Source organism: Albidovulum aestuarii, assembly GCF_029961185.1.
Classification (GTDB): domain Bacteria; phylum Pseudomonadota; class Alphaproteobacteria; order Rhodobacterales; family Rhodobacteraceae; genus Albidovulum; species Albidovulum aestuarii.
Window position 1 is genome coordinate 223622 of sequence record NZ_JASBQQ010000003.1, and the last position, 26962, is coordinate 250583.

General features: G+C 62.9%; 23 protein-coding genes. 5 read left to right on the forward strand and 18 right to left on the reverse strand.

All coding sequences use genetic code 11. The features are described 5' to 3' along the window. The first annotated feature begins 12 nt into the window (after positions 1-12). Complete coding sequence (gene dnaE / locus QKW60_RS09185; protein ID WP_282368195.1) at positions 13-3522, forward strand: DNA polymerase III subunit alpha; 3510 nt, start codon at positions 13-15, stop codon at positions 3520-3522. A 4-nt stretch (positions 3523-3526) separates the two neighbouring features. Here dnaE and QKW60_RS09190 read toward each other — a convergent pair whose 3' ends face one another. The 11 genes from QKW60_RS09190 to QKW60_RS09240 form a co-directional block, all read right to left on the reverse strand. Then, a complete protein-coding gene (locus tag QKW60_RS09190; RefSeq protein WP_282368197.1) occupies positions 3527-4660 on the reverse strand; it encodes an alpha-hydroxy acid oxidase in 1134 nt (377 codons plus the stop codon). 3 nt (positions 4661-4663) lie between these two features. Then, positions 4664-5218: a sulfopyruvate decarboxylase subunit beta gene (comE, locus tag QKW60_RS09195; protein WP_282368198.1), complete on the reverse strand. Its 555-nt coding sequence runs from the start codon at positions 5216-5218 to the stop codon at positions 4664-4666. Continuing rightward, positions 5215-5721, reverse strand: a complete 507-nt coding sequence (comD, locus tag QKW60_RS09200) for a sulfopyruvate decarboxylase subunit alpha (RefSeq protein WP_282368199.1) — start codon at positions 5719-5721, stop codon at positions 5215-5217. Before comD ends, comE begins: the two co-directional genes overlap by 4 nt. Before the next feature lie 66 nt (positions 5722-5787). Next, on the reverse strand, positions 5788-6192 hold the full coding sequence (locus QKW60_RS09205) for a universal stress protein (protein WP_263741581.1): 405 nt from the start codon (positions 6190-6192) through the stop codon (positions 5788-5790). A gap of 34 nt (positions 6193-6226) precedes the next feature. Further along, positions 6227-7222, reverse strand: coding sequence for a zinc-dependent alcohol dehydrogenase (locus QKW60_RS09210; protein ID WP_282368203.1), 996 nt, complete (start codon positions 7220-7222; stop codon positions 6227-6229). Beyond that, complete coding sequence (locus QKW60_RS09215; protein ID WP_282368205.1) at positions 7219-7986, reverse strand: SDR family NAD(P)-dependent oxidoreductase; 768 nt, start codon at positions 7984-7986, stop codon at positions 7219-7221. Before QKW60_RS09215 ends, QKW60_RS09210 begins: the two co-directional genes overlap by 4 nt. After that, complete coding sequence (gene hisD / locus QKW60_RS09220; protein ID WP_282368206.1) at positions 7979-9286, reverse strand: histidinol dehydrogenase; 1308 nt, start codon at positions 9284-9286, stop codon at positions 7979-7981. The genes QKW60_RS09215 and hisD overlap by 8 nt, the downstream gene beginning before the upstream one ends. Before the next feature lie 10 nt (positions 9287-9296). After that, positions 9297-10628 carry a TRAP transporter large permease gene (locus tag QKW60_RS09225; RefSeq protein WP_282368207.1) on the reverse strand — a complete coding sequence of 444 codons (1332 nt, stop codon included), beginning with the start codon at positions 10626-10628 and terminating at the stop codon, positions 9297-9299. 10 nt (positions 10629-10638) lie between these two features. Then, positions 10639-11154, reverse strand: a complete 516-nt coding sequence (locus tag QKW60_RS09230) for a TRAP transporter small permease (RefSeq protein WP_263741586.1) — start codon at positions 11152-11154, stop codon at positions 10639-10641. A gap of 120 nt (positions 11155-11274) precedes the next feature. Continuing rightward, complete coding sequence (locus QKW60_RS09235; RefSeq protein WP_282368208.1) at positions 11275-12423, reverse strand: TRAP transporter substrate-binding protein; 1149 nt, start codon at positions 12421-12423, stop codon at positions 11275-11277. A 22-nt stretch (positions 12424-12445) separates the two neighbouring features. Continuing rightward, entirely contained in the window at positions 12446-12631 is a 186-nt protein-coding gene (locus QKW60_RS09240) for a hypothetical protein (RefSeq protein ID WP_282368209.1), read from the reverse strand. Between the two features lie 142 nt (positions 12632-12773). On the opposite strand from QKW60_RS09240, the gene QKW60_RS09245 reads away from it, so the two are divergent. Then, positions 12774-13814: a LacI family DNA-binding transcriptional regulator gene (locus QKW60_RS09245; RefSeq protein ID WP_282368210.1), complete on the forward strand. Its 1041-nt coding sequence runs from the start codon at positions 12774-12776 to the stop codon at positions 13812-13814. 67 nt (positions 13815-13881) lie between these two features. On the opposite strand, the gene QKW60_RS09250 is transcribed toward QKW60_RS09245, so the two are convergent. The 4 genes from QKW60_RS09250 to QKW60_RS09265 form a co-directional block, all read right to left on the reverse strand. After that, complete coding sequence (locus tag QKW60_RS09250) at positions 13882-14316, reverse strand: universal stress protein (RefSeq protein WP_282368211.1); 435 nt, start codon at positions 14314-14316, stop codon at positions 13882-13884. After that, on the reverse strand, positions 14313-16907 hold the full coding sequence (locus QKW60_RS09255) for a TRAP transporter permease (protein ID WP_282368212.1): 2595 nt from the start codon (positions 16905-16907) through the stop codon (positions 14313-14315). Before QKW60_RS09255 ends, QKW60_RS09250 begins: the two co-directional genes overlap by 4 nt. Positions 16908-16989: 82 nt before the next feature. After that, positions 16990-17961, reverse strand: coding sequence for a TAXI family TRAP transporter solute-binding subunit (locus QKW60_RS09260; protein WP_282368214.1), 972 nt, complete (start codon positions 17959-17961; stop codon positions 16990-16992). Between the two features lie 88 nt (positions 17962-18049). Beyond that, positions 18050-18976 (reverse strand): MurR/RpiR family transcriptional regulator, encoded by a 927-nt coding sequence (locus QKW60_RS09265; protein ID WP_336619159.1) that lies wholly within the window; start codon positions 18974-18976, stop codon positions 18050-18052. Between the two features lie 93 nt (positions 18977-19069). On the opposite strand from QKW60_RS09265, the gene QKW60_RS09270 reads away from it, so the two are divergent. Genes QKW60_RS09270 through QKW60_RS09280 form a run of 3 tightly spaced genes read left to right on the forward strand, consistent with a single transcriptional unit; the run spans position 19070 to position 23569 of the window. After that, positions 19070-21463, forward strand: coding sequence for a GcvT family protein (locus QKW60_RS09270; RefSeq protein ID WP_282368218.1), 2394 nt, complete (start codon positions 19070-19072; stop codon positions 21461-21463). 4 nt (positions 21464-21467) lie between these two features. After that, complete coding sequence (locus QKW60_RS09275) at positions 21468-22238, forward strand: beta-keto acid cleavage family enzyme (protein WP_282368219.1); 771 nt, start codon at positions 21468-21470, stop codon at positions 22236-22238. Continuing rightward, entirely contained in the window at positions 22235-23569 is a 1335-nt protein-coding gene (locus QKW60_RS09280; RefSeq protein ID WP_282368220.1) for an aspartate aminotransferase family protein, read from the forward strand. Before QKW60_RS09275 ends, QKW60_RS09280 begins: the two co-directional genes overlap by 4 nt. A gap of 24 nt (positions 23570-23593) precedes the next feature. Here QKW60_RS09280 and QKW60_RS09285 read toward each other — a convergent pair whose 3' ends face one another. From QKW60_RS09285 to QKW60_RS09295, 3 genes are all read right to left on the reverse strand, one after another. After that, positions 23594-24487 carry a DMT family transporter gene (locus QKW60_RS09285; protein ID WP_282368221.1) on the reverse strand — a complete coding sequence of 298 codons (894 nt, stop codon included), beginning with the start codon at positions 24485-24487 and terminating at the stop codon, positions 23594-23596. An 88-nt stretch (positions 24488-24575) separates the two neighbouring features. Continuing rightward, a complete protein-coding gene (locus tag QKW60_RS09290; protein WP_282368223.1) occupies positions 24576-25778 on the reverse strand; it encodes a winged helix-turn-helix domain-containing protein in 1203 nt (400 codons plus the stop codon). Then, on the reverse strand, positions 25775-26827 hold the full coding sequence (locus QKW60_RS09295; protein ID WP_282368225.1) for a dipeptidase: 1053 nt from the start codon (positions 26825-26827) through the stop codon (positions 25775-25777). The genes QKW60_RS09290 and QKW60_RS09295 overlap by 4 nt, the downstream gene beginning before the upstream one ends. Between the last annotated feature and the right edge of the window lie 135 nt (positions 26828-26962).

Sequence of the window (26962 nt, forward strand, 5' to 3'; positions counted from 1 at the left end):
TAGGGTCAGGCCATGGCGACCGCTCCCCGATTCATCCACCTTCGCACCCACACCGAATACTCGCTTCTTGAAGGAGCGGTGCCGGTCAAGAAACTCGTCGGCTTCTGCGACAAGATGAAGATGCCCGCGATCGCGGTTACCGACACGAACAACATGTTCGCGGCGCTGGAATTTTCGGTTCTGGCGAAGGGGGCGGGGGTGCAGCCCATCGTCGGCTGCCAGATCTCGCTCGATGCCGATCCGGTTCAGCAGGGCGAACGCCCGCGCCCACCCGCGCCTGTTGTCCTTCTGGCGCAGAACGAAGCCGGGTACATGAACCTGATGAAGCTCAATTCCTGCCTTTACCTGCGCGGCGACGGATCGCTGCCGCATGTGACGGTGGAGGAGCTGGAGGCGCATTCGGATGGCATCATCTGCCTGACCGGCGGGCCCGACGGACCGGTTGGCCGCTTCTTGCAAGCCGGGCAGGGGCCGAAGGCTGAGGCGCTGATGCGCCGCCTTGCCGCCGCCTATCCCGACCGGCTCTATGTCGAGTTGCAGCGCCATCCGGGAGAGGGCGGACAATATACCGAGGCCGAACGCCTGACCGAACGCGGCCATGTCGAGATGGCCTATGCGCTGGGCCTGCCGCTGGTGGCCACCAACGATGTCTATTTCCCGAAACCGGACATGTACGAGGCGCATGATGCGCTGATCTGCATCGCCGAGGGCGCTTATGTCGACCAGCAGGAACCGCGCCGCCGTCTGACGCCGCAGCATTACCTGAAGACGCCGGAAGAGATGGCGGCATTGTTCGCCGATCTGCCGGAGGCGCTGGAAAACACGGTCGAGATTGCCAAACGCTGCGCCTTCGCCGCCTATAAACGTGCGCCCATCCTTCCCAAGTTCGCCGATGACGAGGTGCAGGAACTGCGCCGTCAGGCGAATGAGGGACTTCAGGCGCGGCTTGCCGTCATCCCCCATGCGGTCAGCGTGGAGGAGTATCAGGAACGGCTCGATTTCGAACTGGGCATCATCGAACAGATGGGGTTCCCGGGTTATTTCCTGATCGTTGCCGACTTCATCAAATGGGCCAAGGATCACGATATTCCGGTCGGGCCGGGGCGGGGCTCTGGCGCGGGCTCGCTCGTGGCGTACGCTCTGACCATCACCGACCTTGACCCCCTGCGCTATTCGCTGCTGTTCGAACGCTTCCTGAACCCGGAAAGGGTGTCGATGCCCGACTTCGACATCGACTTCTGCATGGACCGGCGGGAAGAGGTGATCCGCTATGTGCAGGACCATTACGGACGCGACAAGGTGGGCCAGATCATCACCTTCGGCGCATTGCTGTCAAAGGCCGCCGTGCGCGATGTGGGCCGGGTCTTGCAGATGCCCTATGGGCAGGTGGATCGGCTGTCGAAGCTGATCCCGGTCGAGGGGGTGAAGCCTGTCTCCATCGAAAAGGCGCTGGCGGATGAGCCGCGCCTGCGCGAAGCGGCGCGGGCCGAGGAGGTGGTGCAGCGGTTGCTGGATTACGGCCAGAAGGTCGAGGGGCTGTTGCGCAATGCCTCCACCCATGCCGCCGGGGTGGTCATCGGCGACCGGCCGCTGGACGAGTTGGTGCCGATCTACCGCGATCCGCGCTCGGACATGCCCGCGACCCAGTTCAACATGAAATGGGTCGAACAGGCGGGGCTGGTGAAGTTCGACTTTCTCGGGCTGAAGACCCTGACGGTGATCCAGAACGCCGTCGATCTGATCCGGGCGGGCGGGCGACATCTGCACGAAGCTCCCGACGGGCGGCGGCTTTACGATCCGCCCGAAGGGGCCGAGGACCAGATCAACGCGGTCCCCCTGGATGATGAGCCGACCTACAAGCTCTATGCCGCGGCGAAGACGGTGGCCGTGTTCCAGGTGGAAAGTTCGGGCATGATGGACGCGCTCCGGCGCATGAAGCCAACCTGTATCGAGGATATCGTGGCACTCGTGGCGCTTTACCGGCCCGGCCCGATGGAGAACATCCCGGCCTATTGCGAGGTGAAGAACGGCCTCAAAGACCTTGAATCCATTCACCCTTCCATCGACCATATCCTAAAAGAGACGCAGGGCATCATCGTCTATCAGGAACAGGTGATGGAGATCGCGCAGGTCATGGCGGGCTATACGCTCGGCGGCGCCGACCTGTTGCGCCGCGCCATGGGTAAGAAGATCGCCGAGGAGATGGCCAAGGAGAGGCCGAAGTTCATCGACGGGTCGGTCGCAAATGGCGTTGACAAGAAGAAAGCCGGAGAGGTCTTTGATCTTCTTGAGAAATTCGCCAATTACGGCTTCAACAAATCGCACGCCGCCGCCTATGCCGTCGTCAGCTATCAGACCGCCTGGCTGAAGGCCAACCATCCGGTGGAATTCATGGCGGGCGTCATGAACTGCGATATCCATCTGACCGACAAGCTCTCGATCTATGCCGAGGAGGTGCGGCGGGGGCTTGATATCACCATCGTGCCACCTTGCGTGAACCGGTCCGAGGCGACGTTCTCGGTAGCGGATGGCCAGATCGTCTATGCCTTGGGTGCGCTGAAGAATGTCGGCGTCGAGGCAATGAAGATGATCGTCGAGGCGCGCGGCGCGAAACCCTTCGCCACGCTCTTCGATTTCGCCCGCCGCGCGGATCTGAAGCGCATCGGCAAGCGGCCGCTGGAGATGCTGGCGCGGGCCGGGGCCTTCGATCAGCTCGACCCCAACCGCGCCCGGGTCTTCGGCGCACTCGACGCGCTTTCGGCCTATTCGGCGGCGATCCACGAAGGCCGCGCCTCGGCGCAGGTCTCGCTTTTCGGCGAGGCGGGGGATGACCTGCCTGAACCGCGCCTGCCGAATTGCGACGACTGGCTGCCCGCCGAGCGACTGGCGCAGGAACATCAGGCGGTGGGCTTCTACCTCTCGGGTCACCCCTTGGACGACTACGCCCCGGCGCTGAAGCGCAAGGGGATGCTGACGCTTGCAGAGTTGCAGGCCAAGGCCGAGCGCGACGGCGCGGCAGTGGCGCGGGTGGGCGTCCTCGTCTCGGGCCTGCAAGACCGCAAATCGGCACGCGGCACGCGGTTTTTCCGCATGAACATCTCGGACCCGACCGGGCAGGTCGCGGGCATAGCGCTCTTCACCGAAGATTTCGACGCTTGCCGCCGGGTCTTCGACGGAACCAATCAGGTGGTAATGTCGCTTGAGGCGCGGTTCAACGAGGGCCAGTTCGATCCCGTCGGACGGGGCGTGACCCCGATGGAAGGCGCGGTGGCGGATGCGGGCGGCGCGGGCCTGCGCATCCATATCGAGGACGAAGGCGCTGTCACCTCGGTCGCATCGCTTCTGACCCGGATGATGGAAGAGGCCAAGATCCGCACCCGCGGCCCGATCAGTTTCTGCATCGCCAATCGCGACACGGGCGAGGAGGTGGAGGTCGAGGCCGGTCAGGACTATCCGGTCAACCCACAGGTCAAGGGCGCGATCAAGGCGATGCCGGGCGTGGTTCTGGTCGAAGAGGTCTGATCCGTCAGCTTTGCGTGCCGGACGTGGTCGCTCCGGCCAGTTCCGAAGCCGACAGACCGGTAATGCCGGTCTGCGCCATCGCGATGCTGAGTTCGTCGCTGATTACATCCCAAAGGCGATGCAGGCCTTCCTCGCCTGCGGCGGCGATGGCGAATTGCAGGATGCGCCCGAGAAAGACGAAATTTGCGCCCGAGGCGTAGGCTTTCAGCACATCTTCCCCCGACCGGATACCGCTGTCGTAATAGAGCGGGAATGACGCGCCGAGCGCGGCCCGGATTTCGGTCAATGCGTGGATTGGCGCGGGTGCGCTTTCCAGTTGCCGCGCGCCGTGGCTGGAGACCTGGATCGCATCGGCCCCCGCCGATTTCAGCTGCATCGCGTCCTCAGGATCGAGCACGCCTTTCACGACCAGCCGGCCCGGCCAGAGGTCGCGCAACCGTTTCAGTGTGGACCAGTCAGCCTTTGCCCGGCTTTCAGTGCGATCGAAGGTAAAACCCTCCATCTCGAAATTCGCCATCTGCGGGCGTCCGGCGAAAAGGGTGCTTAGCGACCAGCGCGGGTGCAGTGCGAAGTCGACGAACTGGCGCGGTCCGATCCTGAAGGGCATGGTGAAGCCGTGGCGCAACTCGCGCGGGCGGCGGCCGACCTCGGGCACATCGACCGTCAAAACCAATGTTTTATATCCCGCCGCCTGCGCGCGTTCGACCAGCCGGAAGGTTCCAGATCCGTCGCCGCTGAAATAGAGCTGGAACCATGCGTTCCCTTCGGCCACCTCGATCAGCCGTTCCATCGGGGTCGAGGCGACAGTCGAGACGCCGAGCGGCACCGCGTCACGCGCCGCGAGCCGGGCCAGCATCAGGTCGGCGCCGGGGCCTGAAAGATTGCACATGCCCATTGGCGCGATGCCGAAGGGGCGACCGGTTTTCCTGCCGAAAAGTGTCGATGCCAGCGACCGTTCACTGACATCGCAGAGGATGCGCGGGCGCAGGCAAATCGCGTCGAGCGCCGCCCGTTGCCGCGCCGCGCCGGTCTCGTTCCCCGCCGCGCCGTCGATATAGTCAAAGACCATCCATGGCAGGCGACGCCGCGCGAGGCGGCGGGCATCGCCGCTGGAGTGGATGTGCCGGGCGGCAGACATGGTTCAGGCCTTCACCGCCTCCATGAAGCGGTGCCGGATGACGACCGGATCCAGCGTGATCACCGGCATCTTGGCATTGCCGCTTTCGCATTTGCTGACGATCACGGTCATGCGGTCGCCTGCCAGCGCCTCTTCCAGAACCTTCTTGGTGTCCTCCGCCCGGCATTCGATGACGTTGTCGCAACCGCAGGCTTTGGCCACAGCCGTCAGCGATGTTTTCTTGCCAGCATAGGTCGGCTGGTCGCCGGTCGAACCGTAGGACCCGTTGTCGATGATCAGCAGGATGTAGTTGTTGGCCGAATTGTTGGCGATGGTCGGCAAAGTTCCGAGATTGGTCAGGACCGAGCCGTCGCCGTCGATGGCGATGACCTTCTTCGGCTGCGCCAGCGCAAGGCCAAGGCCGATCGATGAGGCGAGCCCCATCGTGCCGAGCATATAGAAATTCGTCGGCTGATCGTCGATGGCGTGCAGTTCCTGGCTCGGGATGCCGATATTGCAGACGACGAGGTGGTCGCGGATGACGGGGGCGATTTCGCGCAGGATTTCAGAACGGATCATTGGTCGCCATAGCCTCCCCAGAAATTGGCATCGGTCAGGATCGCAACCGGTTTCGAGCACATGAAGGTGTATTTCAGGATGTTGTCGAGTTCCTCGACATCCTTCTGCCAGTGGAAGTGGTAGGTCGGGATGTTGAGCTGTGCCAGAAGCGCCTTGGTATGGACCGCCATTTCCACCTGACAGGCGACCGGCTCGCGCAGTTCGCCACGGTAGGAAATCAGCATCGGCAGCGGCATCCGGTAGAACTGGGTCAGCGTCGCCAGAGTGTTGATCGTCACGCCGATGGCGGTGTTCTGCATGATGATCGCGGGCCGTTTGCCGCCCATGAAGGCACCTGCGCAGAGGCCCATGCCCTCGTCTTCCTTGTTCGAGGGCACATGCATGATCTCGGGCCGCCGGTCGACCTCGTCGATCACGTCGGCAAGCTGTTTGCACGGGACCGTTGTCACGAACGATATGCCGTTCGCGACAAGGTCGTTTACGATGCGGGAGTCGATGGACACGGGTTTCGGTCTCCTGATTGATGGTGGCGCAACGCGACGCGCTACGAGTTGGCCGCGTGGCGGGCTTCAGCGCAAGACATGAACGGAACAGGACGCGTGGCGGACGACCCGCGCCGCCGTCGATCCCAGAAAATAGTCCTTCAGACCGGGTTTGTGCGATCCGATCACGATACAGTCGGCGCCGATTTCATCCGCATAGTCGGCGATCGTGCGTCCCGTATGGCCGGCAAGAATGACGGGGGTCACATCCTTTTGGTCGGCGACCCGCTGTTCCAGCCGGGCGCGGGCGGCCTTGAAGGCCGAGTTGACCGTCTCGTCATCGAGATAGGTCCGGACGGAACCCTGGGGTGCTTCGTACACATGAAGCGCAACCATCTCTCCACCCTCGTCAAGAAGCTGTCGGGCGACGCCGATCGCGGAAATGCCGATGCCGTGATCGAGCGCCATCGGGATCAGGATCTTTTTATACAAAGGCCTCTCCTTGTGTCTTGGGACAACGGTGCCGTCAGGCACCGGGTGTCAGTATGATTTTCGGTGCGGGCGACTTGCCTGACCGGATCTCGCCGAAACTCGCTGCGCCGTCGCTGAGTGGCCTTTGGTCGAGCCAGTCGAGCGGCCCCAGGCGGCCGTCGAAGATCGCGGCCGCGGTCTGACGGAAATCTTCAGCGGTATAGGTATAGGTGCCGATGAAAGTGATCTCCTGCAAAGTCATGCGCCGGATATCCAGCCCGCCGGTATTCTCGCCCAGTCCGATATGGAGGATCACGCCACCGGGTCGGGTATGTCTGGACGCGGTTGCGCGTGTCGCGGCGAAGCCCACACCGTCAAGGACGATGTCGAACAGATCGCCCGCGCCAAGCTGATCCGGAGCGATGGCATTCTGGCCGCAGCGCTCGCGCAGATAGGTCCGGCGGGTCGGGTTGGGTTCGACCACCGTGACATCCGTGATGCCCTGCGCGGAAAGGCTGAGCGCGCCGCCAAGACCTATCGCGCCGCCGCCAAGCACAAGGGCCCGTGCCGATGTCGCCGCATCACCCAAAGCGGCGCGACCGAGTCGCACGGCATGCCAGCCACAGCCGATCGGTTCGGCCAAAGCGGCCTTGGCGAAGGACACGTCGTCCGGAACCGTGACGAGATTGCGGGCAGGCATCGCTACCCACTCGGCGAAGGCGCCTTCGCGCGGCGGCATCGAGATGATCTGACGGCTGGCGCAGAGGTTATCGCGCCCCGCCTGACAGGCCGGGCAGGTGCCGCAGGTCACGAGCGGATTGATCGTCACACGCTCGCCATCGCGCGGCCCGCCGGTGATCACGCCGGATGCTTCGTGGCCGAGGATCAGGGGCGCGGGCCGCCGTTCGTCATGGCCAAGATAGGCATGCATGTCCGAGCCGCAGATGCCGACCGCCTCGATCCGGATCAGTTCTTCGTCCGGGCCGGGCGTGGGGTCGGGCATGTCGCGGTAGGCGAGTGTCTCGGGGGCTTCGTAGACGAGCGCTTTCATTTCGCGGTGAACCCTCCGTCGACCATGAGGACCTGCCCGGTTACATAGGCCGAGGCTTCCGAACTTAGGAACAAAAGCGGGCCGTCGATATCCTCCGGCTCGCCATTCCGGCCGATGCAGGTCTGAGCGGCGTTGCGCGCGGTACGTTCGGGATCGGCGAAGACCGGGGCGGTCAGTTCGGTGCGGAAAAAGCCCGGGCCAATGGCGTTGGCGGTGATGCCATGGCGTGACCAGGCCTCGGCCATGGCACGGGTCAGTTGGGCGATCCCGCCCTTGGAGGCACCGTAGGCCAAACCGCCAGCAAAGGCGCGCGTCGTCTGCAGCGAGGCGAAGGTGACGATGCGCCCCCAGCCTTTCTGCTTCATCGCGGGCACCAGCGCCTGACTTAGGAAGAACGGTGCCGCAAGATTGAGGTTCAGCGTCACGTCCCAGCCTTCGGGTGTCACGTCGTCTGCGGTCTGCCTTGTGTTGATTCCGGCCGCATGGACGACGATATCGGGCGGGCCGAACGGTCCAGCCACGTCACCCGCGATCCCGGCCAGCGCCGAGCGGTCGGAGAGGTCCGCCTGTACGGCGGCGGTTTCGCCCGCTGCCTCGGCCTGCCAGTCCGCCAGCGCGTCGGCGCGTCGGGCGACGCCCACCACCCTTGCACCCGCCGCCCCGAGGACGAGGGCCGCGCGGCGACCAAGGCCCGAACTGGCCCCGGTGACACAGGCGACCTTGCCCCTGAGATCGAACAGCGAGGAAGAATGAGGCTCAGCCATTGGCGGTCAGGTCGAATTCTTCATCGGGGAAATACTTCGCCAGACGCACATCTGCGGCGCGGGCGTGACCCTCCATCCCCTCCAGCCGCGCGATGCGGGCGGTTGCCTCGGCCACGGGTTTCGAGCCTTCGCGGGTTGCCCGCTGCCATGTGACGATCTTCATGTATTTGTGGACGCTGAGCCCGCCGGTATAGGAGGCGGCGCCCGAGGTCGGCAGCACATGGTTGGTCCCTGCCGCCTTGTCACCGTAGGAGACGGTCGTTTCTTCACCGAGGAAGAGCGACCCATAGCAGCTCAACCGCGCCAGCCACCAATCGAGATCTTCGGCCTGCACCGTCAGATGCTCAGGCGCATAGTCGTCCGAGGTGGCGGCCATTTCCTCGCGGTCGGCGCACAGGATCACCTCGGCATAGTCACGCCAGGCGGCGGTCGCGTTTTCGCGATTAACATCCGGCAGGTCGTCGATATAGGTCGGGACCAGTTCCATCACCTTTTCCGCCAACGCGCGGTCATCGGTGACGAGCCAGACCGGCGAGTTGTAGCCATGCTCGGCCTGGCTGACGAGGTCGGTCGCCACGATATGGGCATCCGCCGTCTTGTCGGCGAGGATCAGGCTGTCGGTCGGGCCCGCGATCATGTCGATGCCGACGCGTCCGAAGAGCATGCGCTTGGCCTCGGCCACGAACTGGTTGCCGGGACCGACGAGGATCTTGGCCCTGGGCAGGCCGAAGAGGCCGAAGGTCATCGCCGCAACGCCCTGCACTCCGCCCATCGCCATGATCTTGTCCGCCCCGCAAAGATGGGCGGCATAGACGATGGCGGGGGCGATGCCGACGCCGGGACGCGGCGGCGAACAGGCGGTAATATGTTGGCAGCCCGCGACCTTGGCGGTGGTCACCGTCATGATGGCGCTGGCGATATGGCTGTAACGCCCGCCGGGCACATAGCACCCCGCCGCATCGACCGGGATCGTCTTCTGTCCGACGATCAGGCCGGGCACGACCTCGTATTCGATATTGGCGACGGTTGATTTCTGCTGCTCGGCAAAGCGGCGCACGTTGTCGTGGCTGAACTGGATGTCGCGCTTGAGCTTTTCCGGTACCAGCGCGCAGGCGGCCTCGATCTCTTCCGGTGTCAGGATGATCGTCCCGTCGTACTTGTCGAATTTCGCGGCATATTCCATCGCTTTTGCATCACCGCCCGCCTCGATGTCGTCGAGGATCGCACGCACGATCTTCTTGGTTTCCGAGGCGTCCGACTTGGAGGTCAGGCTGGCTTTCTTGAGATATTCACGGGGCATGCGAAGAATCCTACTTGTAGATATCGGGCAGAAGCGTCGTTGAAATCACCGGCAGGTAGGCGATCATAAGCGTGACGATCAGCATGAAGATGACGAAGGGCACCGCGCGCCACGCGATCTTGAGGATCGACTCGCCGGTGAGGCCAGAGACAACGAAGAGGTTGAGGCCAAGGGGCGGCGTGATGAAGCCGACGCCCAGCGCTGTGATCATCATGATGCAGAACTGAATCTCGTTCATGCCGATGTTGTCGGCCAAGGGCTTCAGGATCGGGGCAAGGATCACGATGTTCGGAGTTGTCTCCATCACGCAGCCCGCCGCGATGAGAATCCCGACCATCATCAGGATCAGTACCCAGGGTTCATCGCTTACCGAAGTGGCGGCAGAGACGAAGCCCTGCGGCACGCCCAGGATTGCCAGCGCCTGCGCGAGCGGCAGCGAGAACGCGATGATCGGCAGTATGACGCCGTTCACCTTGGCGGAGCTCACGAGCATTGCGGGAAAGTCCGAGAGCTTCAGCGTGCCGAGGATGAACCCCATGATGATGGTGACGACGACCGCGGTCGCGCCGGCTTCAGTGGGTGTCAGACGGCCCGAGAAGATGCCGTAAAAGATGATCCCGGGAACGATGAACGCGTACCAGCCCGACTTGAGCGAGGTTCCGAGCTGGCTGGCCCATTCCGAGAAGGCCATGTTGCCGCCGCCTTCCCAGCCGTAGAGCCGGTTCATGATGATATTCGTCGCGAGGATCGAGACGAGGATCGCAATGCCGGGGATCACGGCAGCGAGGAATAGTGTCGATGCCGAGATGCCCAGAACTAGACCGATAATGATGTAGGCAATCGACGGCGGGATGAGGATGCCTGTGCAGGCACCTGCAGCGACGAGCGCGCAGGCATAGGGCCTCGGGTATCCGGATTCCACCAGCCGGTCGATGGTCATCCGTCCGACCGCAGCGGCACCGGCCGCGTCTGAGCCGGAAATTGCTGCGAACATTCCGCAGACGAGCACCGTCGCCGAACCGAACCCACCCTTGGCGAATTGCGTCAGCGCCTCGGCGACATCAAGGAACTTGCGGCTGAGGCCTGTCCGGACCAGAACGTCGCCTGTCAGGATGAAGAGGGGCACCGCTGTCAGTGCGAAGTGGTCGATCCCGTGAAAAAGGCTCTCGCCGACGAGCGACAGAGGCAGCGCGCCCGAAATGAGCAGCATGAGGATGGCCGACGCGCCGATCGCCGCCCAGACAGGCACGGCGAGCGCCACAAGCAGGATGAAGAGAAGGACTGGACCGTAAAAGTCCCATCCAAGCTCGATGGTCTGTTCCTGAATTTGGTTCCAAAGCATCGGCTGGCCCTCAATCGAACAGTTTGTCGCCCTCGTACACGGAACGTCCGTGACGAAGGTCTGATAGGTCGCGAAGGAACGACTGGACGAGGCGGAAGCAGACCAGTGCGAAACCGATCGGCACCGCCGACAGGAACCAGACCTGGCTGATGCGAAGCCCGTGCGTCACCGATCCGAATTTCGCGGAAACGATGACCGTCTCGAATGACCAGTAAAGCGCAACCAACGCGACAGCGAACATCACGATGTCACCGAAGATGTAGAGCAGCGCCTTCACCCTCCGCCCGACATATTGAAGGATCACGTCGATCCGGATATGGCCGCGCTCTCGCACCGCCGAGGCCGCGCCGATCCAGGCGAGGTAGATGAAGGAATAGCGCACGATTTCCTCGCCCCAGATCGAGGAATAGGACAGGATCTCGCGCCGGAGCACCTCGATGAACATCGTGATCACAAGCATCACGTAGAAGACAAGCAGCGCCCATCGCTCCGCATTGCGGTTGAGGGCATCAAGAATGCGCGGCATGTACTCCTCCCCTCGCCAGCGGCCTCAGGCGCGCTGGCGCTTTGTCCCGGTCGCTGTCTGTTGGATATTGGCCCGGACCGGACCGGCGCCTATGGCGCCGGTCCGGCATCATGTTGGTGGTCAGGCGTCGTGGACGTAGAACCGTCCCTGGGTGTTCGCCGCCTCTTCGAGCTTGGCGAAAATATCCATCGACCCGGCCAGATCGGTCTTGAACTTGTCCCATTCGGGACGCTGGTAGCCGCCAGCCTCCTGCCATTCGGCAAGCTGATCTGCCGAGAGTGTATGGAATTCCACGCCGGCCTTGCGGAGTTCCGACATCGCGTAGTTGCGCGCTGCGGGCACTTTGGCGAGGTTCTGTTGGCGGGTGATCGAGCCCGCGAACATGATGCCTTCCTGTACGTCGCCCGGCAGGCCGTTGAACCATTCAAGATTCATCGAATAGATCTGGCTGTCCGGCACCGCCTGGGTGAAGGTGACGTGGCTCAGGATGTCCTTGAAGCCGAAGACGTAGAGTGCGCCCACGGCCGGGTCGAGCGCATCGGCGACACCCTGCTTGATCGCCGACGGTGTTTCACCCCAGGCGACCGGTGTCGGGTTGGCACCGACCATCCGGTAGTACTGCTGAAGCATTTCGGACCCCGGCACCCGGAACTTGACGCCCGACAGGTCGGATGGCGACAGGACCGGTCCGGCCCCGCCTTTCCGCATCGCGACGACGCGCGGATCGATGTTGACATAGAACAGAGCCTTGAAGCCCGAAGCCTCGACCTTCGGATTGACTTCGGCCTTCCAGGCCTCGGAAGAAATGAGGTTCTCGAAGCGTTGGTTTGACCCGCAGAAGTAGGGCAGATTGATCAGGTCGACCACGCTGGCAAACGGCGCGAAGTTCGACAGCGAATGCTGCGCGCACTGGATCGTGCCGGTTTGCACGCCCTGAGCCAGCGCACCACCGGCACCCAGCTGGCCACCCGGCGCGAGTTTAACATAGACCTTGCCGTCGGTGGCGTTCTGGATGTTCTCCTTGAGATCGAGCTGCATGATCGGATAGCTGCGGTCTGCCGTCAGAACATAAGCCGTCGCCAGAGTCATGATGTGCTCGGCCGCCGCCTCGCGCTCTTTCTCTTCATTGGCTGTCTGGGCCACGGCCTCGGATGACCAGAGCGTCCCCCCGGCCCCGGCGACCACAGCGGCGGTAAAGCCTCCGCTTGCCGTGAGTTTCAGGAAATTGCGGCGTTCGGCCGATTCCACTTCCTTGCGGTCTTTATCCAAATCTCGTCCTCCCGTTGGACTGTCAGCCGCCGGTTTTGGCTTTCTGTGCGGCTTCCCGTTTCAGAATGGCCGCGACGAACAGCACCGACGCGGCGAACAGAACCAGCATTTCCCCGACATCGCTCAGGAAGGCATTTCCAGTCGCTGCGCCCAGCGTGACGTTGGCGGTAAAGACCACGAACATGACGAGAGAGGCGACGAGAAACATTGTGAGACTCCTGTCGGAATGATTCTGCTAACAATGTAAGCGCTTACATTGCGTGAATGCAAGCCTTTACATTGACTGCCCGGGCAGATTACTTTTTGAGCATGAAACAACGGCACCCATCGTTGCATCTGTCGGGCAAGTTATGACATTTCCGCGTTCCGCCCCCACATTGAACGATGTTGCGCAGGCGGCAGGCGTTTCCACGGCGACGGTGTCCCGGTGCCTGAACACGCCCGAACGCGTCATCGACAGCACGCGGGAGCGGGTGATGAAAGCCGTTCAAGAACTTGGGTACACGCCGAATTTCGGCGCCCGGGTCATGGCGGCGCGGCGCACCAATACGATCGGTGCGATTATTCCGACCATGGAAAACGCGGTCTTTGCGCGGGGGCTGCAGGCCTTTCAGGAGGGGCTGCGGGAAAGCGGCTTTACGCTTCTGGTGGCAAGTTCGTCCTACCGGTCGGACATTGAAGAGGAACAGATCCGTGCGCTCATAGCGCGCGGGGCCGATGGCCTGTTGCTGATCGGCCATGACCGCGATCCGGCCATCCTGGACTACCTTCAGGCGCAGAACATCCCGGTTCTGGTCGCGTGGAGTTTCGACCCGGGCGCGCCGCTGCCGTCGGTCGGTTTCGACAATCGCCGGTCCATGCAGGCCCTCGCCGATACTGTCATCGGGATGGGTCATCGCCGCATCGGTGTCATCTCGGCGATGACGCGCGGCAACGACCGCGCGCGGCTGCGGCTGGCCGGGATTCGCGATGCGGTTGCTCTGGCTGGGCTCGGTGAGGATGCGGTTACCGTGATCGAAACCACCTATGCGATCGAGACCGGCGCGGAGGCCTTCGAGACGCTGATGACATCGGATAGCCCACCGACCGCGGTCATGTGTGGAAACGACGTTCTGGCTGTCGGCGCCATGAAGAAGGCCCGTGAGCTTAGCCTTGACGTGCCGCGCGATGTGTCGGTCACGGGGTTCGACGATATCGAACTGGCAAGCCTCGTCGATCCGGCGCTGACCACCGTGCATGTGCCCCACCGGGAGATGGGGCGGCGGGCGGCGCGGGCGCTGGTCGAGATGGTCGATCACGGCCGGTCCGTGCCGAGCGAGGAACTGGCCGCCCATGTCCGCATGAGGGGGTCGGTCGCCCCGCCCGGTCGCGACACCGGCGCAAAAGCCTGACCAGCGCTGGGCGCGCCGTTTAGCGAGCCGGAAAAGCAGGACTGGATCTATCCCGGCGAAGCCGTCGTCAGCTTCTGATCACATAGACCGAACACTTGGCGTGGCGCACCACCCGTGCGGCGTTCGGCCCCAGGAAATAGTCGCGGAAATCCGGGCGATGCGCGCCGATCACGATGAGGCTGGCGTCCACCTCGTCGGCGGTGGCAAGAATTTCCTGATAGGCCGTGCCGTGCCGGACGATATGGGTGATGTTCTTGTCCTCCGGCGCGCCAAGGCATCCCGCTATCGCGGCATGAAGCGATGTCGCCGCCTCCTTCAGCGCGCGCTTTTCAGCGTCCTCGCTGAAATAGGTGCCCACGATGCTCATGCCGAAATCCGGAATGACGGTCACCACCGCCAGCGACGCGCCGTCCACCCCGGCCAGTTTCTGGGCCTGTGTCAGAATGTCGGCATGATGCTCGGGATGAGAGAGGTCGATCGCAACCAGAACTGTATTGGTCATACCGCAACTCCTTGGGCTTCCAGCGCAAGCTTTCGCCGACGCTGCATGAACGCGACACCGGCGAGGAGGATGAATGCCGGGATGTAGAAGATCTCCTTGCGCATCCGGTTCGCCGAGACTTCAAGTTCAGCAACCTCCCAGTCGAAGTCGATGCCAAGCTGTTCAGCCGTCCCGCCGAAATTCAGGTTGTCGACAAAGATCTTGCCGTCTTCCTCGCGGAACTCGATACCGGCCGCATCCATCAGACGGGTCTGGCCGTCGGCTCCTGCCGCCCCGAGGGGCAAGAGGTACCTGGCATCGACCGGATCGCCATAAAGGTCTTCCCCCATCATTCGGACACGTATTGATGTGCCATCTCCGGCTTGTTCGGCCCGCTCAAAGAGTTCGATGCCCGGGCGTGCCTCGAATTTCGGGGTGATCTGATCCATGAAGAAGCCGGGCCGGAAGAGCATGAGCGCCACCAGCAGCAGGATCGCGCTTTCCCACAGTTTCGAGGGCACGATGAAGTAGTTCATCGTCGCTGCGGCGAAGAGCAGCATCGCAATTGTCGCCACGATGAAGACCACCACAGCATGGGCTGGACCGACATTGATCAGCAGAAGGTCGGTGTTGAAGACGAAGAGGAACGGCAGAAGCGCCGTTCGAATCGAGTAGAAGAAGGCCTGGAAACCGGTCTTCAGTGGGTCCGCCCCGGAAATCGCGGCGGCCGCGAAGCTCGCAAGGCCAACGGGCGGTGTCACATCGGCCATGATGCCGAAATAGAAGACGAACATATGCACCGCGATCAGCGGTACGATCAGCCCCGATTGCGCGCCAAGCTCGACCACAACACCGGCCATGAGCGACGACACGACGATATAGTTGGCCGTCGTCGGCAGGCCCATGCCGAGGATGATCGAGATGAGGGCGACGAAGAAGAGCATCGCCATCAGGTTGCCGCCGGACAGGAATTCGACGAATTCCGCCATGACCTGACCGATCCCGGTCAGAGTGACGGCCCCAACGATGATACCCGCGACACCCATGGCGGCCGCAAGACCGACCATGTTGCGCGCGCCGTCGATGAGCCCTTCGGCGATCTCTACGACTCCCCGTTTCGCCTCGTCCATCACGTCGGCAGTCTTGCGGAAGAACGCCTTGATCGGGTGCTGCGTCGCCAAGATGATCAGCATGAAGATCGCCGACCAGAAGGCCGAAGCGCCGGGCGATTTCCGCTCGATCATCAAAAGATACATCAGAAGCAGGATCGGCATGATGTAGTGGATGCCGGTCTTGAAGATTTCCTTGGTCGGCGGCAGATGCTCCATCGATTCAAGGCTCATCTCCAGATCCGGCTGGCGGGCGGCATAGGCAAGCGCCGCCACATAGGACACCGCGATCAGTACGAGGATGACCCAGATCGACGGATCGCCAAGCGCGGTGTTCAGGACGCGGACGATGAAACCGCAAAGCCAGAGCGTTCCACCCGCGATGATGATCGAGATTGCGATCATAAAGACTGCGCCTAGCATGAACTTCACCGGGTGCATTTTGCTGGTGCCGGGCAGCTTCATCTTCAGCGCCTCGAGATGGACGATGTAGATGAGCGCGATATAGGAAATCGCTGCCGGGACGATGGCGGTCTTGACGACCTCGACATAGGAGACGCCGACATATTCGGTCATGAGGAAAGCGACCGCGCCCATGACGGGCGGCGTCAGCACGCCGTTGACCGAGGAGGAAACCTCGACCGCGCCCGCCTTGGTGGCCGGGAAACCGACCTTCTTCATCAGCGGGATGGTGAAGGTACCGGTCGTTACCACGTTGGCGATGGAGGAGCCGGAAATCAGTCCCGTCGCCGCCGAGGCGATGACGGCGGCCTTTGCCGGTCCGCCGCGCAAATGGCCAAGTGCAGCAAAGGCGAGTTGCAGGAAGTAGTTGCCGGCACCCGCCTTGTTCAAAAGCGCGCCGAACAGAACGAAAAGAAAGACAAAGCCGGACGACACGCCGAGCGCCACGCCATAGACGCCCTCGGTCGTCAGCATCAGGTGGCTCATCGCCTTTTCAAAGGACGCGCCTTTCCAGCGCACGACCTCGGGCAGGCCGTCCCACGATCCGAAGAAGACGTACGCGAGGAAGAACAAAGCCACACCCATCAGCGGGAAGCCGAGCGACCGCCGCGCGGCCTCCATCAGCAGGACGATGCCAATGCCGGCCATGATGAGGTCGGTGGTGTTGGGAATGCCGGTGCGCGCCGCGACACCGGAATAGTCCCACCACTGGTAGGATGCTGCTGCCGCCGCGACGATTGCCGTGATCCAGGTGAGTACCGGAATATGGTTGCGCGGGCTGGATTTGAAGGCAGGGAACAGAAGAAAGGCGAGCAGAACCGCAAAGCCAAGGTGAATGGCGCGGGTCTGGGTGTCGTTCCAAAGGCCGACGCCCAGAAGGAAGGGCAGGGGTGAGGCGATCCAGAGCTGGAACAGCGACCAGATCAGCGGCGTCCACCAGAGCAGGCGTCGGGCATAAAGCTGATCGGGATTGCGACCGCCGGAATCCGCCTGCGCGACGAGGTCTTCCAGTTCGCTGGTTCCTGTCACCTTGTCAGTCATGTCCGCCCTCCGCGTACTGAACCGTCAATATGCCGCAACCCCGATAACCGGGATTGCGGCCTCTTAAGTTCATATGGCGGGCTTACATCCAGCCGCGTTCCTTGTAGTACTTCTCGGCGCCCGGATGCAGCGGCGCGGTCAGACCGTCCTTGATCATCTCGGACTCGACCAAGCTTCCGAAGGCCGGGTGCAACTGCTTGAAATCATCGAAGTTTTCGAATATCGCCTTGACCACGGCATAGACCACGTCATCGGGCACGTTCGCCGACGTCACGATGGTTGCCTTCGGACCCCAGGAGGGGATGTCGTCAGCGTTGCCCGGATACATGCCGCCCGGAATGGTCGCCTTCGCATAGGCGGGGTTTTCGGCCAGAAGAGTGTCGATGCCCGGGCCGGTGAGCGGAATGATCTTCACGTCACAGGTCGAGGTGGCTTCCTGGCTGGAACCATTCGGCAGACCCGCTGCCCAGATCGTCGCGTCGATATTGCCATCGCAAAGTGCGGCTGACTGTTCCGACGACTTAAGCTCTGCCGTGAGTGCGAAGTCTGATGTGCTGATCCCTTCGTATTGCAGAAGCGTTTCCGCCAGCACCCGCGTCCCCGAGCCGGGGTTGGCGATGTTGACCTTCTTGCCCTTGAAGTCAGCCGTCGTGTTGATCCCCGCATCAGCCCGCGCCATGACGTGCAGCGGTTCGGGATGGACTGAGAAGAGCGAGCGGAGTTCCGGGTAGGGACCATCTTCCGCGAAGGCGCCGGTGCCTGCGATCGAAGCCGACTGGACGTCCGACTGGACCACGCCGAAATCGAGTTCTGCCTGCCGGATCGTGCGGGCGTTGTAGACGGAGCCACCCGTGGATTCGACCGAGCAGCGGATGCCGTGTTCCTTGCGGTCCTTGTTGACCAGACGGCAGATGGCGCCCCCTGTCGGATAGTAGACGCCGGTGACGCCGCCAGTCCCGATCGTGATGAAACGCTGTTCCTGGGCTGAAGCCCCCGCAGCAAACGAAACTGCGGCAGCAGCGGCCATACCGAACAATAGCTTGTTCAATGTCATGAGGTCCTCCGAGTTGAGTAAGATCGTGGTTGGTCACACGTTATATGGCTGAGGGTTGCGTACCTGATCGCCTCTTGTCATCTGAAAACTAATGTTTTTTTTGCGCGACCCAGTAGGCGTTATGGTCGACCCGCAAATCCTCGTATTTCTTGATTCGCGTTTCTGTCGTCTGGTCGCCGCCTTGGAAGATCATCGCGAGCAGGATTTCCAGAACCGCCATGGCCCCTGAATTGCACGCGAAATGGTGTGTGCTGTTGGTCGAAACCAGAAGCGAGATATCGGGTTTGAAATGCGGGGCGACCACTTCGGAATCGGTGACGAACACCACGGTCGCGCCGCGCGACTTGGCGAACATCGCCGCCTCGATCGTTTCCCGCGAATAGGGCGTGAAGGTCACCGCGAGCACGACATCCCCCGGTCCCGCATCGCTCAGTTCGTCAATCGCGCTGCCGACGTGACTTGGGGCTAATTGTATGGATTTCAAAGCCATTTTTGCGATGTAGTGAAAATGGAATGCAAGCCCGTAGCTGGCCCGCATCGCGGTCACATAGACCGTCCGAGCTTGCAGCAGCAGCTCCGCGACCCGTTCCAGTTTCTCGGTCGACTGGCGCTGCAACGACCTTTGAACCACGGCCAGAGAGTTCAGGGTCGCGGTGGCATGGGTGACGCCTGTTGGGCCGTTTTCCCGCAGGGCATCGACCCATTCCCGACCGTCCACATCCTCGGTCGACGATACCAGCGCATGACGGAACGGTTCGCGCATATCATCATAGCCTGCGAACCCCATCTGATGCGCCATCCGGACAAGTGTGAATGTGCTGACGCCCGATTTCCGGGCGGTTTCGCGGATCGAGTCCAATCCGAACTCCGCCGGATTATCGAGAATGTATTTCGCGACTGTTTTCAGGCGCGGCGAAAGTGCCGGTGTGACTTCCTTAAGCCTTGAAATCGTTCTGGTTCTTAGCGTTGGGTCCATTCGATTCGTGCCCGTTTCCTGACCGATTGATAATATCATATGTTATTTTTGGCTGACATTGACCAGCAATGTGATTTCTCAAATGCTTGGGTGGCCGATTGATTGCGGCCAGCCCATGTGACGGGAAGCACCATGTCCAAGCCTCTTCCAGCCCACGCCTCGGTCGTCGTGATCGGCGGCGGCATCATGGGCTGTTCGACGCTCTACCATCTGGCCAAGATGGGGGTGGGTGATGCAATCCTGCTGGAACGCAACAAGCTGACATCGGGCACCACCTGGCATTCCGCAGCACAGGTCCGCGCGTTGCGCCACTCGCGCAACCTGACGCGGATGATCCAGTATTCGGTCGACCTCTACAGCCAGTTGGAAAAGGAGACGGGCCAGAGCGTCGGCTGGATCCAGAAGGGATCGCTGTCGATCGCCACGACGCCTGATCGCCTGACCCATATCAGGCGGCAGGAGGCGCTGGCCCGTGCCTTCGGGATCGAGGTGCGCCCGGTCAGTGCGGGTGAGGCGAAGGAACGCTGGCCGCTGATGAATGCCGATGACGTGCTCGGCGCGGTCTGGTCGCCGCAGGACGGGCGTGTCAGCCCGTCCGATGTCTGCGCGGCTTTGGTCAAGGCTGCCCGCGGTCTCGGCGCGGCGATCTTTGAAGGTACCGGGGTGACCGGCATCCTGACCGAACGCGGCCGGGTGCGCGGGGTGGAGACAAGCCGGGGCGTGATCATGTGCGACGCCATAGCGATCTGCGCGGGGCTCTGGTCGAGAGAGGTGGCGGCGATGGCCGGGGCCGAGGGGCCGCTTCTGGCCTGCGAGCATTTCTACCTGCTGACAAAGCCCATCGACGGCATCACCGGCAACATGCCGACCCTGTCGGACCATGACAGCCACCTGTACATCCGCGATGACAGCGGCGGCCTGCTCGTCGGCTGCTTTGAGCCGATGGGTAAACCCATCGCCCCCGGTGTTCTCGATCAAAGCTTCCAGTTCGGGCTGTTGCCCGAGGATTGGGACCATTTCGAACCGATGATGGTCAACGCGTTGCACCGGTTGCCGGCACTGGAGACGGCCGAGGTGAAGATGCTTCTGAACGGACCGGAGAGCTTCACGCCGGATGGTACCTTCATGCTGGGCGAGGCGGCTGAGACACGGGGACTTTTCTTCGGCTGCGGCATGAATTCGGTCGGGCTTGCCTCGGGCGGCGGCGCGGGCATGAACCTCGCGCATTGCATCGTGCATGGTCGCACTGCCTATGACCTGACCGAAGCCGATGCCAAACGCTTCGCACCGGTCTTCAACTCGGTCGAGAATCTGATGGCGCGGGCGCCCGAGATCCTCGGAACCCACTACGACATCGCCTATCCGGGCAAACAACTGAAGACTGCCCGTGATCTGCGCAGACTGCCGCTCGATGCCGAGTACCGACGTGCCGGGGCACATTTCGGGCAATTCTTCGGCTGGGAGCGCCCGCTCTATTTCCATAAGACGGCCGAGCCGCGCCTGACCTTTGAGCGACCAGACTGGTTTGAGAACGTCGCCGCCGAGGTGCGGGCAGCGCATGAAGGCGCCGCGATCTTTGACGCCTCGCCCTTCGGCAAGATCGAGATCACGGGGCCGGATGCCGAGGCCTTCCTGATGAAGACCTGCGCGGGGCACATGAACTGCGCGCCGGGATCGGTGATCTATTCCGCCGTTCTGAATGACCGTGGTACGTTCGAGGCCGATATCACCGCACAGCGGATCGCGGCGGACCACTATCGCATGTTCACCGGTGCAGCCTCCATCAAACGCGACCTCGCCTGGTTCCGGCGCCATGCCGAGGGCTTCGACGTAGACCTGGCCGACAGCACCGAAGACTACGCCGTCCTGTCGCTCATGGGCCCCGAGGCGGCGCGGATCGTTTCGCAATGCGGCGCGCCTGAATTGAACGATCTGGGGTATTTTAAGGTCGGCCCCGCCCATATCGCGGGCAAACATGTGCGCGCAGCCCGGATGTCCTATGTCGGCGAGGCGGGGTGGGAGATCACCTCCAAGGCGGAAAACGCCGCGATCATCTACGCGGCTTTGGTGGCAGCAGGGGCAACACCGGCGGGCCTTTACGCGCAGACATCCATGCGGGTCGAGAAGGGCTTTCGCGCGATGGGTCATGAGCTCGACAGCGATGTCTCACCGATCGAGGCCGGGCTTGACTTCGCGACGCGGAAGTCGGGCGGTTTCATCGGCTCGGACGCGCTGGAGGACCGCCGCGCGCGAGGGGTGAAACCCAGGATCGTGTCGCTGGTTCTGGACGATGGTGATGCTGTGGCGCTTGGTCACGAGCCCGTCGCTTTGGGCGGTGCTATAATAGGCCAGACCAGTTCCTGCGCGTACGGATACCGGGTGGGGAAGCCTGTTGCGCTTGCGCATATCCGAGACCCGCTTGCCGATGGAACAAAGGTCCTGATCGACATCGCGGGGCAGAACTTTGCTGCGCGTGTGGTCAATGGTCCGGTTTTCGATCCGGACGGCTTGAGAATGAAGGGGTAGGGTGATGGCACCGGCTTTCATCATGGTGGCACCCACGGGCGCGCGGCGGACACCGGCGGACCATCCGGCACTGCCGGTTACGCTTCCCGATATCGTTGAGACCGCCCGCGCTTGCCATGCCGCCGGCGCGGCGGCCCTGCACCTGCATATCCGCGACGATCAGGGCGTTCATTCGCTCGATCCGGGCCGATACCGCGAAACGCTGGCGGAGCTGGCCCAAGCGGTGCCAACGATGCGCGTTCAGGTGACGACGGAATCGGCAGGGATCTTCTCGGTCGGGGATCAGCTCGCCACCCTCGCCGACTTGCAGCCCGAATGGGTCAGCCTTTCGATCCGCGAGGTCTCGCGGGAGCCGGATCTTGCCGACAGGGTTTACGGCACCTGCGCGGCTGCCGGGACGGAGATCCAGCATATCCTCTACGATGCCGAGGATATCCGCCTGCTAACCGACTGGACGTCGAAGGGCATTGTGCGACCGGATCAGACCAGCGTCATTCTCGTCCTTGGGCGCTACAGCGTCTGGCAGATGTCCAGCCCGGCCGATCTGCCCCCCTTTTACGCGCAACTGCCGACCGGGCACCGCTGGATGCTGTGCGCTTTCGGTGCGCACGAGCATGAATGCCTGCGCGTAGCAAATGCACTGGGTGGCGATCTGAGGGTCGGTTTCGAAAACAGCCTGACGGATGCAACCGGCACGCCCCATGCGTCGAATGCCGCATCCGTCGCCGCACTGATCACATCTCTTGGCCAACAGACCGAAAGGAACACGGTATGAGCCACGTTTTCCCCCGCCATTGTCATGGCACCTTTCCTACCGCGACCGGCGGTGATGGGTGCTTTCTGATCGACTCAAGCGGAATGCGCTATTTCGATGGGTCGGGGGGCGCTGCGGTGTCCTGTCTTGGTCATTCGAACGAGCGGGTCAAACAGGCGATCAAGGATCAGGTCGACCAGCTTGCCTTCGCCCATACCGGGTTCTTCACCTCGGGGCCCGCCGAAGAGCTTGCCGATCTACTGATCGCGAATGCGCCGGGTGACCTTGACCGGGTTTATTTCGTTTCGGGAGGGTCCGAAGCGACCGAAGCGGCGATCAAACTCGCGCGCCAGTACTTCGTCGAGCGGGGCGAGCCGCAGCGCCGCCACCTGATCGCACGGCGGCAAAGCTACCACGGCAATACGCTTGGCGCGCTTGCGGCAGGCGGCAACGAATGGCGGCGCCAGCAATTCGCGCCACTTCTGATCGAGGTGAGCCACATTGCGCCCTGTTACGAATATGTCGAGAGGGCAGAGGATGAAACGCCGGAGGACTACGGGTATCGGGCCGCGCAGGAATTGGAGAAAGAAATCCTGCGGCTGGGGCCGGATACGGTCATGGCGTTCATGGCCGAGCCGGTCGTGGGCGCAACCATGGGCGCAGTGCCGCCCGCGCCCGGTTATTTCACGCGCATCCGCGAGATCTGCGACAAGTACGGGGTTCTCCTGATCCTCGACGAGGTTATGTGCGGGATGGGGCGGACCGGTCATCTGTTCGCCTGCGAGGCCGAGGGCATCGCCCCCGATATCCTCTGCATCGCCAAGGGGCTTGGCGCGGGGTATCAGCCGATCGGGGCCATGCTGTGTTCGTCCGGTGTTTACGACACGATCGCGGGCGGTACGGGGTTCTTCCAGCACGGGCATACTTATATCGGCCATCCGGTCGCCGCAGCGGCGGGTCTGGCGGTGGTGCGGGAGCTTCTCGACCGGGGATTGGTGGCGCAGGCGCGTGAACGGGGAATGTACCTTGGCGAACAGCTCCGTGCGCGGTTTGCCCAGCATCCGCATGTCGGGGATATCCGCGGACGCGGCATGTTCTGGGGGCTGGAATTCGTCGCCGACCGCGATACCAAAACACCCTTCGATCCAAAGCTGGGGGTCGCCGGGAAACTGAAAAAGGCCGCTTTTGCGGAGGGACTGATCTGTTACCCGATGCCGGGGACGCGCGATGGCAAGCATGGCGATCACGTCCTCCTGGCGCCGCCGTTCATCGCCTCGGAAGCGGAGCTTTCGGATGCGCTCGATGCACTCGGGCGGGCCGTATCGTCGGTGATTGGGGCTGCTACCGCGTGAGGCGGATAGTGAGCCAGGACGGTTCTATGTAGTTATGGCAGGCGGTCTGTGGCGCATGCCGGTGGCGGCATTGAAGGCAATGGCGGCAAGCAGGATGGCTCCGCCGACGAAGGTTCCGGTGCTTGCGCTTTCGGCGAGGATCAGCCAGACCCAGACCGGAGCCAGCATCACCTCGACCATGGCCAGAAGGCCAAGCTCGGCTGCCCCGACCACCCGGCTGCCGACGGTGTAGATCGACAGGCCCAAAGCCAGAAGGGCGGCCCCCATCAACATCGCGATGGCGATGGAGCGGGGGGGCAGGGCGAAGCTTTCACCGCGCGCGGCGATGACGGCACCTGCGACGATCACTGACAGGACCCCGCCGATCAGGACTGACGGCAGCATGTTGGCGACCCGGCCCCAGCGCAGGGCGATGGTGAAGGCCGAAAACCCCGCAGCCGAAGCGATGGCCGCAAGGTTGCCCCAGCCCGCGCCGATGGCGAGCCCCTCGCGCACCATCACGAACATGCCGATCCCGGCGAGTGCGATGGCGCCCCAGGTGGCGCGGCGTACCGGTTCCTTCAGTACGAGCCAGGCCATGATGGCGGTGAAGAGGGGTGCTGCGGCGAAGAGGAAGACGGCATTGGCGACCGTGGTGGCCTGAATCGCATAGATCGCGCCCGCGAAGGCGAAGACGAGCCCCGTGCCGCCGATCACACCGGGCAGGCCTGCCGTGCGGATCCGGGCGATAGGATGGCCGCCCGATCGGATCGTGACCGTCAGAAACAGGACCGGGGCCATGCCGAGCGAGCGGTAAAAGAGCACCTGCCAGGTTCCTGCATCGCCCAACATGCGGATCGCGAGCCCCATGAGCGACCAGAGCACGGCGGCGAACAGCACGAGCCCGACGCCCGTCCGGTAGCTGATTTCCCGTTCCATCCGCGCCTCCCTTTGGGCGCAGACTGGGCGGTGGGCGGGCGCTGCGTCTGTTCCGTTGCCGACCTCGTTTGGCGTCGGTTTCGGGCACTCAGCCGCGCAGCCACCCGTCGGCGAAGCTGAGGTTGCGGCAATCGGTGAACTGGCCGAGGCGGGTGAGTTCCGCCTCAAGCCGCGCCAATCGTCCTGCGCCCATGCTGATGCCCGGTTCCGGCCAGAACGCGCGGATGGCAAGCACACCTTCCCCCCGCTGGCACTTCGCGTCGATCCGGCCGATCAGCCGGTCGCGCTCCATCACCGGGAAGACGTAGTAGCCGTATTGCCGCTTGGGCTCCGGCACGAAAACCTCGATCCGGTAGTAGAAGCCGAAGAGCCGCTCGGCCCTTTTGCGGTCGCGCAGAGCCGGATCGAAAGGCGACAGGATGCGGATGCGGTTTGGCGGCTCCGGCACCGTCGTCGCCTCTTCAGCAAGGCCGGGCCGGGCGAAGGAGCGGCGCAACGCGCCCTCAGCGCCTTCGATCTGGATTTCTTCGATTTCGCCGCGTTTCAGTGCCGAAGCGCACCAGTCCTTGGCCTCGACCGGTGTGATCAGGTCCAAGAACGCCGCGATTTCACCCGATGTCGCAAATCCCAGCCGGTCGAGTGCCGCGTTGCAGGCCCAGTCCACGGTCTCAGCTTCACCCGGACTCGGCAGGGCGTGGTGGTCGGGCAGGACGCGTTCCGTCAGGTCGTAGATCTTGGCGAAGTTTTTTCGGTGGCAGATCGACAATTCCCCAGACCGCCAGAGATATTCGAGTGCCGTTTTAGACGGGTGCCATTCCCACCAGCCGCCTTTGCCACGCTTCTCGTCCTCGCCCACATCGCCTGACCCGCAACAGCCGTTTTCACGCACATGGGCCCGCACATCCTCGATCTTGGCGTGAAACTCCGATCCGTGCCAATTGGCCCAGCGGGCGCGGATGCGGGCGGCATCGCGGCTAAAGCGCAGTTTCCAATAGGGAAAGAAATCGGCCGGAATGACCGAGGCATCATGGGTCCAGTGTTCGAAAAGCGAGCGGTCCTTTTCCAGAAGGACCGCGAGGTTTCTTGGCCGGTAGCTCTGCCGCCGCGACCAGAGGATCATGTGATGCGCGCGTTCGACCGTGTTGATGCTGTCGACCTGCACGAAACCCAGCCGGTGGATGAGCGACAGAAGGTCATCGCCCTTCGCCGGTCCCGTCGGCGGCTCGATCAGCGCGTGTCGGTGCAGAAACAGCCTGCGCGCAGCTGGATTGTCGAGAATTGGCAGGCTCATCCGCCCCATGTCCGTTCAAGCACCCTAAGCCAGTTTTCATGCGCGATCCTCGTGATCAGGGCCTCGTCATAGCCATGCGCCTTTAGTGCTTCGATCAGACGGGGCAGGCCCGCCGCATCGCCAAGTGCCTTTGGCACGGACACCCCATCGAAATCCGAACCAAATCCGACGCGGGTTTCACCGAGATGTTCCACAAGATGGTCGAGATGCCGCAGCAGCGGGTCCCAGCCCTCGAAGGAGGTATTCCTGCCGTCCGGATTCAGAAAAACCGTGCCGAAGTTGAGGCCGACCATACCGTCGCTTTCCCGGATCATCGCGAGCTGGCGGTCCGTCAGGTTGCGGGTGGACGGGGTGACGGCGTAGGCGTTGGAATGGGTGGCGACGAGGGGCGCATCCGAGATCGCGGCGATGTCGTTGAAGCCCTTTTCGTTCAGATGGCTGAGGTCGATCATGATCTTCAGCGCGTTGCATTCCCTGATGAGCCGCTTTCCCGTCTCGGTCAGTCCATCGCCGGTATCGGGCGAGCCGGGGAAACGGAACGGAACACCATGACCGAAGATCGTCGGCCGCGACCAGACCGGCCCGACCGAACGGAGACCCACGCCATGCCACACGTGCAGCGCGTCGAGATCCTCGCCAACGGCTTCTGCCCCTTCGAAATGCAGGATGGCGGCGATGCGCCCCGCCGCCATCGCGGCGCGGATATCCGCAACGCTGCGGCAGATGGTCAATTTTCCGGTCCGTTCCATCCACATCAGATGCCCGATCTTGGCGGCCGCGACCGGCTGCGCCACCGCCGCGCCGATGGGTTTCGGCAGGTCGAGGTCGTAGGGCGGATTGTTCATCAGCGCTTCGTAGTCCGTCGTGTCGTCCTCGTCATGAGACGGGATGTAGACTGCGAAGAACCCGCCCGCGAAGCCGCCTGCCTTCATCCGAGGCAGGTCGAGATGGCCCTTGCCATTGCCCTTGAGCCAAATGGTTTCACGGTCTTGGGGATTGTCCAGAAGACGCAGGAGGAAGTCGTTGTGGCCGTCGAAAACCGGGATCATGACAGTGCCTCTCCTCGCGCGTGGTCAAGCAAAGCTTCGCCTTTCCGCTGATGAAGGACAAGCCCGGTGCGGCGCAGGATTGACCGGACGGGCGGGGATGCAGCTATACTTGCTGGCAGCGCGAAGCTCGGGGGC

Coding starts and splice junctions, on each gene's coding strand:
- QKW60_RS09240 (WP_282368209.1), bottom strand. CDS start 12,631: ATGTTTCTCGTCGCCTCTCTCGTCATGTTCGTGGTCTTTACCGCCAAC.
- QKW60_RS09265 (WP_336619159.1), bottom strand. CDS start 18,976: ATGATATTATCAATCGGTCAGGAAACGGGCACGAATCGAATGGACCCA.
- QKW60_RS09270 (WP_282368218.1), top strand. CDS start 19,070: ATGTCCAAGCCTCTTCCAGCCCACGCCTCGGTCGTCGTGATCGGCGGC.
- QKW60_RS09230 (WP_263741586.1), bottom strand. CDS start 11,154: ATGCCGCGCATTCTTGATGCCCTCAACCGCAATGCGGAGCGATGGGCG.
- dnaE (WP_282368195.1), top strand. CDS start 13: ATGGCGACCGCTCCCCGATTCATCCACCTTCGCACCCACACCGAATAC.
- QKW60_RS09225 (WP_282368207.1), bottom strand. CDS start 10,628: ATGCTTTGGAACCAAATTCAGGAACAGACCATCGAGCTTGGATGGGAC.
- QKW60_RS09245 (WP_282368210.1), top strand. CDS start 12,774: ATGACATTTCCGCGTTCCGCCCCCACATTGAACGATGTTGCGCAGGCG.
- QKW60_RS09260 (WP_282368214.1), bottom strand. CDS start 17,961: ATGACATTGAACAAGCTATTGTTCGGTATGGCCGCTGCTGCCGCAGTT.
- QKW60_RS09285 (WP_282368221.1), bottom strand. CDS start 24,487: ATGGAACGGGAAATCAGCTACCGGACGGGCGTCGGGCTCGTGCTGTTC.
- QKW60_RS09215 (WP_282368205.1), bottom strand. CDS start 7,986: ATGGCTGAGCCTCATTCTTCCTCGCTGTTCGATCTCAGGGGCAAGGTC.
- QKW60_RS09280 (WP_282368220.1), top strand. CDS start 22,235: ATGAGCCACGTTTTCCCCCGCCATTGTCATGGCACCTTTCCTACCGCG.
- QKW60_RS09190 (WP_282368197.1), bottom strand. CDS start 4,660: ATGTCTGCCGCCCGGCACATCCACTCCAGCGGCGATGCCCGCCGCCTC.
- QKW60_RS09275 (WP_282368219.1), top strand. CDS start 21,468: ATGGCACCGGCTTTCATCATGGTGGCACCCACGGGCGCGCGGCGGACA.
- QKW60_RS09210 (WP_282368203.1), bottom strand. CDS start 7,222: ATGAAAGCGCTCGTCTACGAAGCCCCCGAGACACTCGCCTACCGCGAC.
- QKW60_RS09250 (WP_282368211.1), bottom strand. CDS start 14,316: ATGACCAATACAGTTCTGGTTGCGATCGACCTCTCTCATCCCGAGCAT.
- QKW60_RS09255 (WP_282368212.1), bottom strand. CDS start 16,907: ATGACTGACAAGGTGACAGGAACCAGCGAACTGGAAGACCTCGTCGCG.
- comE (WP_282368198.1), bottom strand. CDS start 5,218: ATGATCCGTTCTGAAATCCTGCGCGAAATCGCCCCCGTCATCCGCGAC.
- hisD (WP_282368206.1), bottom strand. CDS start 9,286: ATGCCCCGTGAATATCTCAAGAAAGCCAGCCTGACCTCCAAGTCGGAC.
- QKW60_RS09295 (WP_282368225.1), bottom strand. CDS start 26,827: ATGATCCCGGTTTTCGACGGCCACAACGACTTCCTCCTGCGTCTTCTG.
- QKW60_RS09290 (WP_282368223.1), bottom strand. CDS start 25,778: ATGAGCCTGCCAATTCTCGACAATCCAGCTGCGCGCAGGCTGTTTCTG.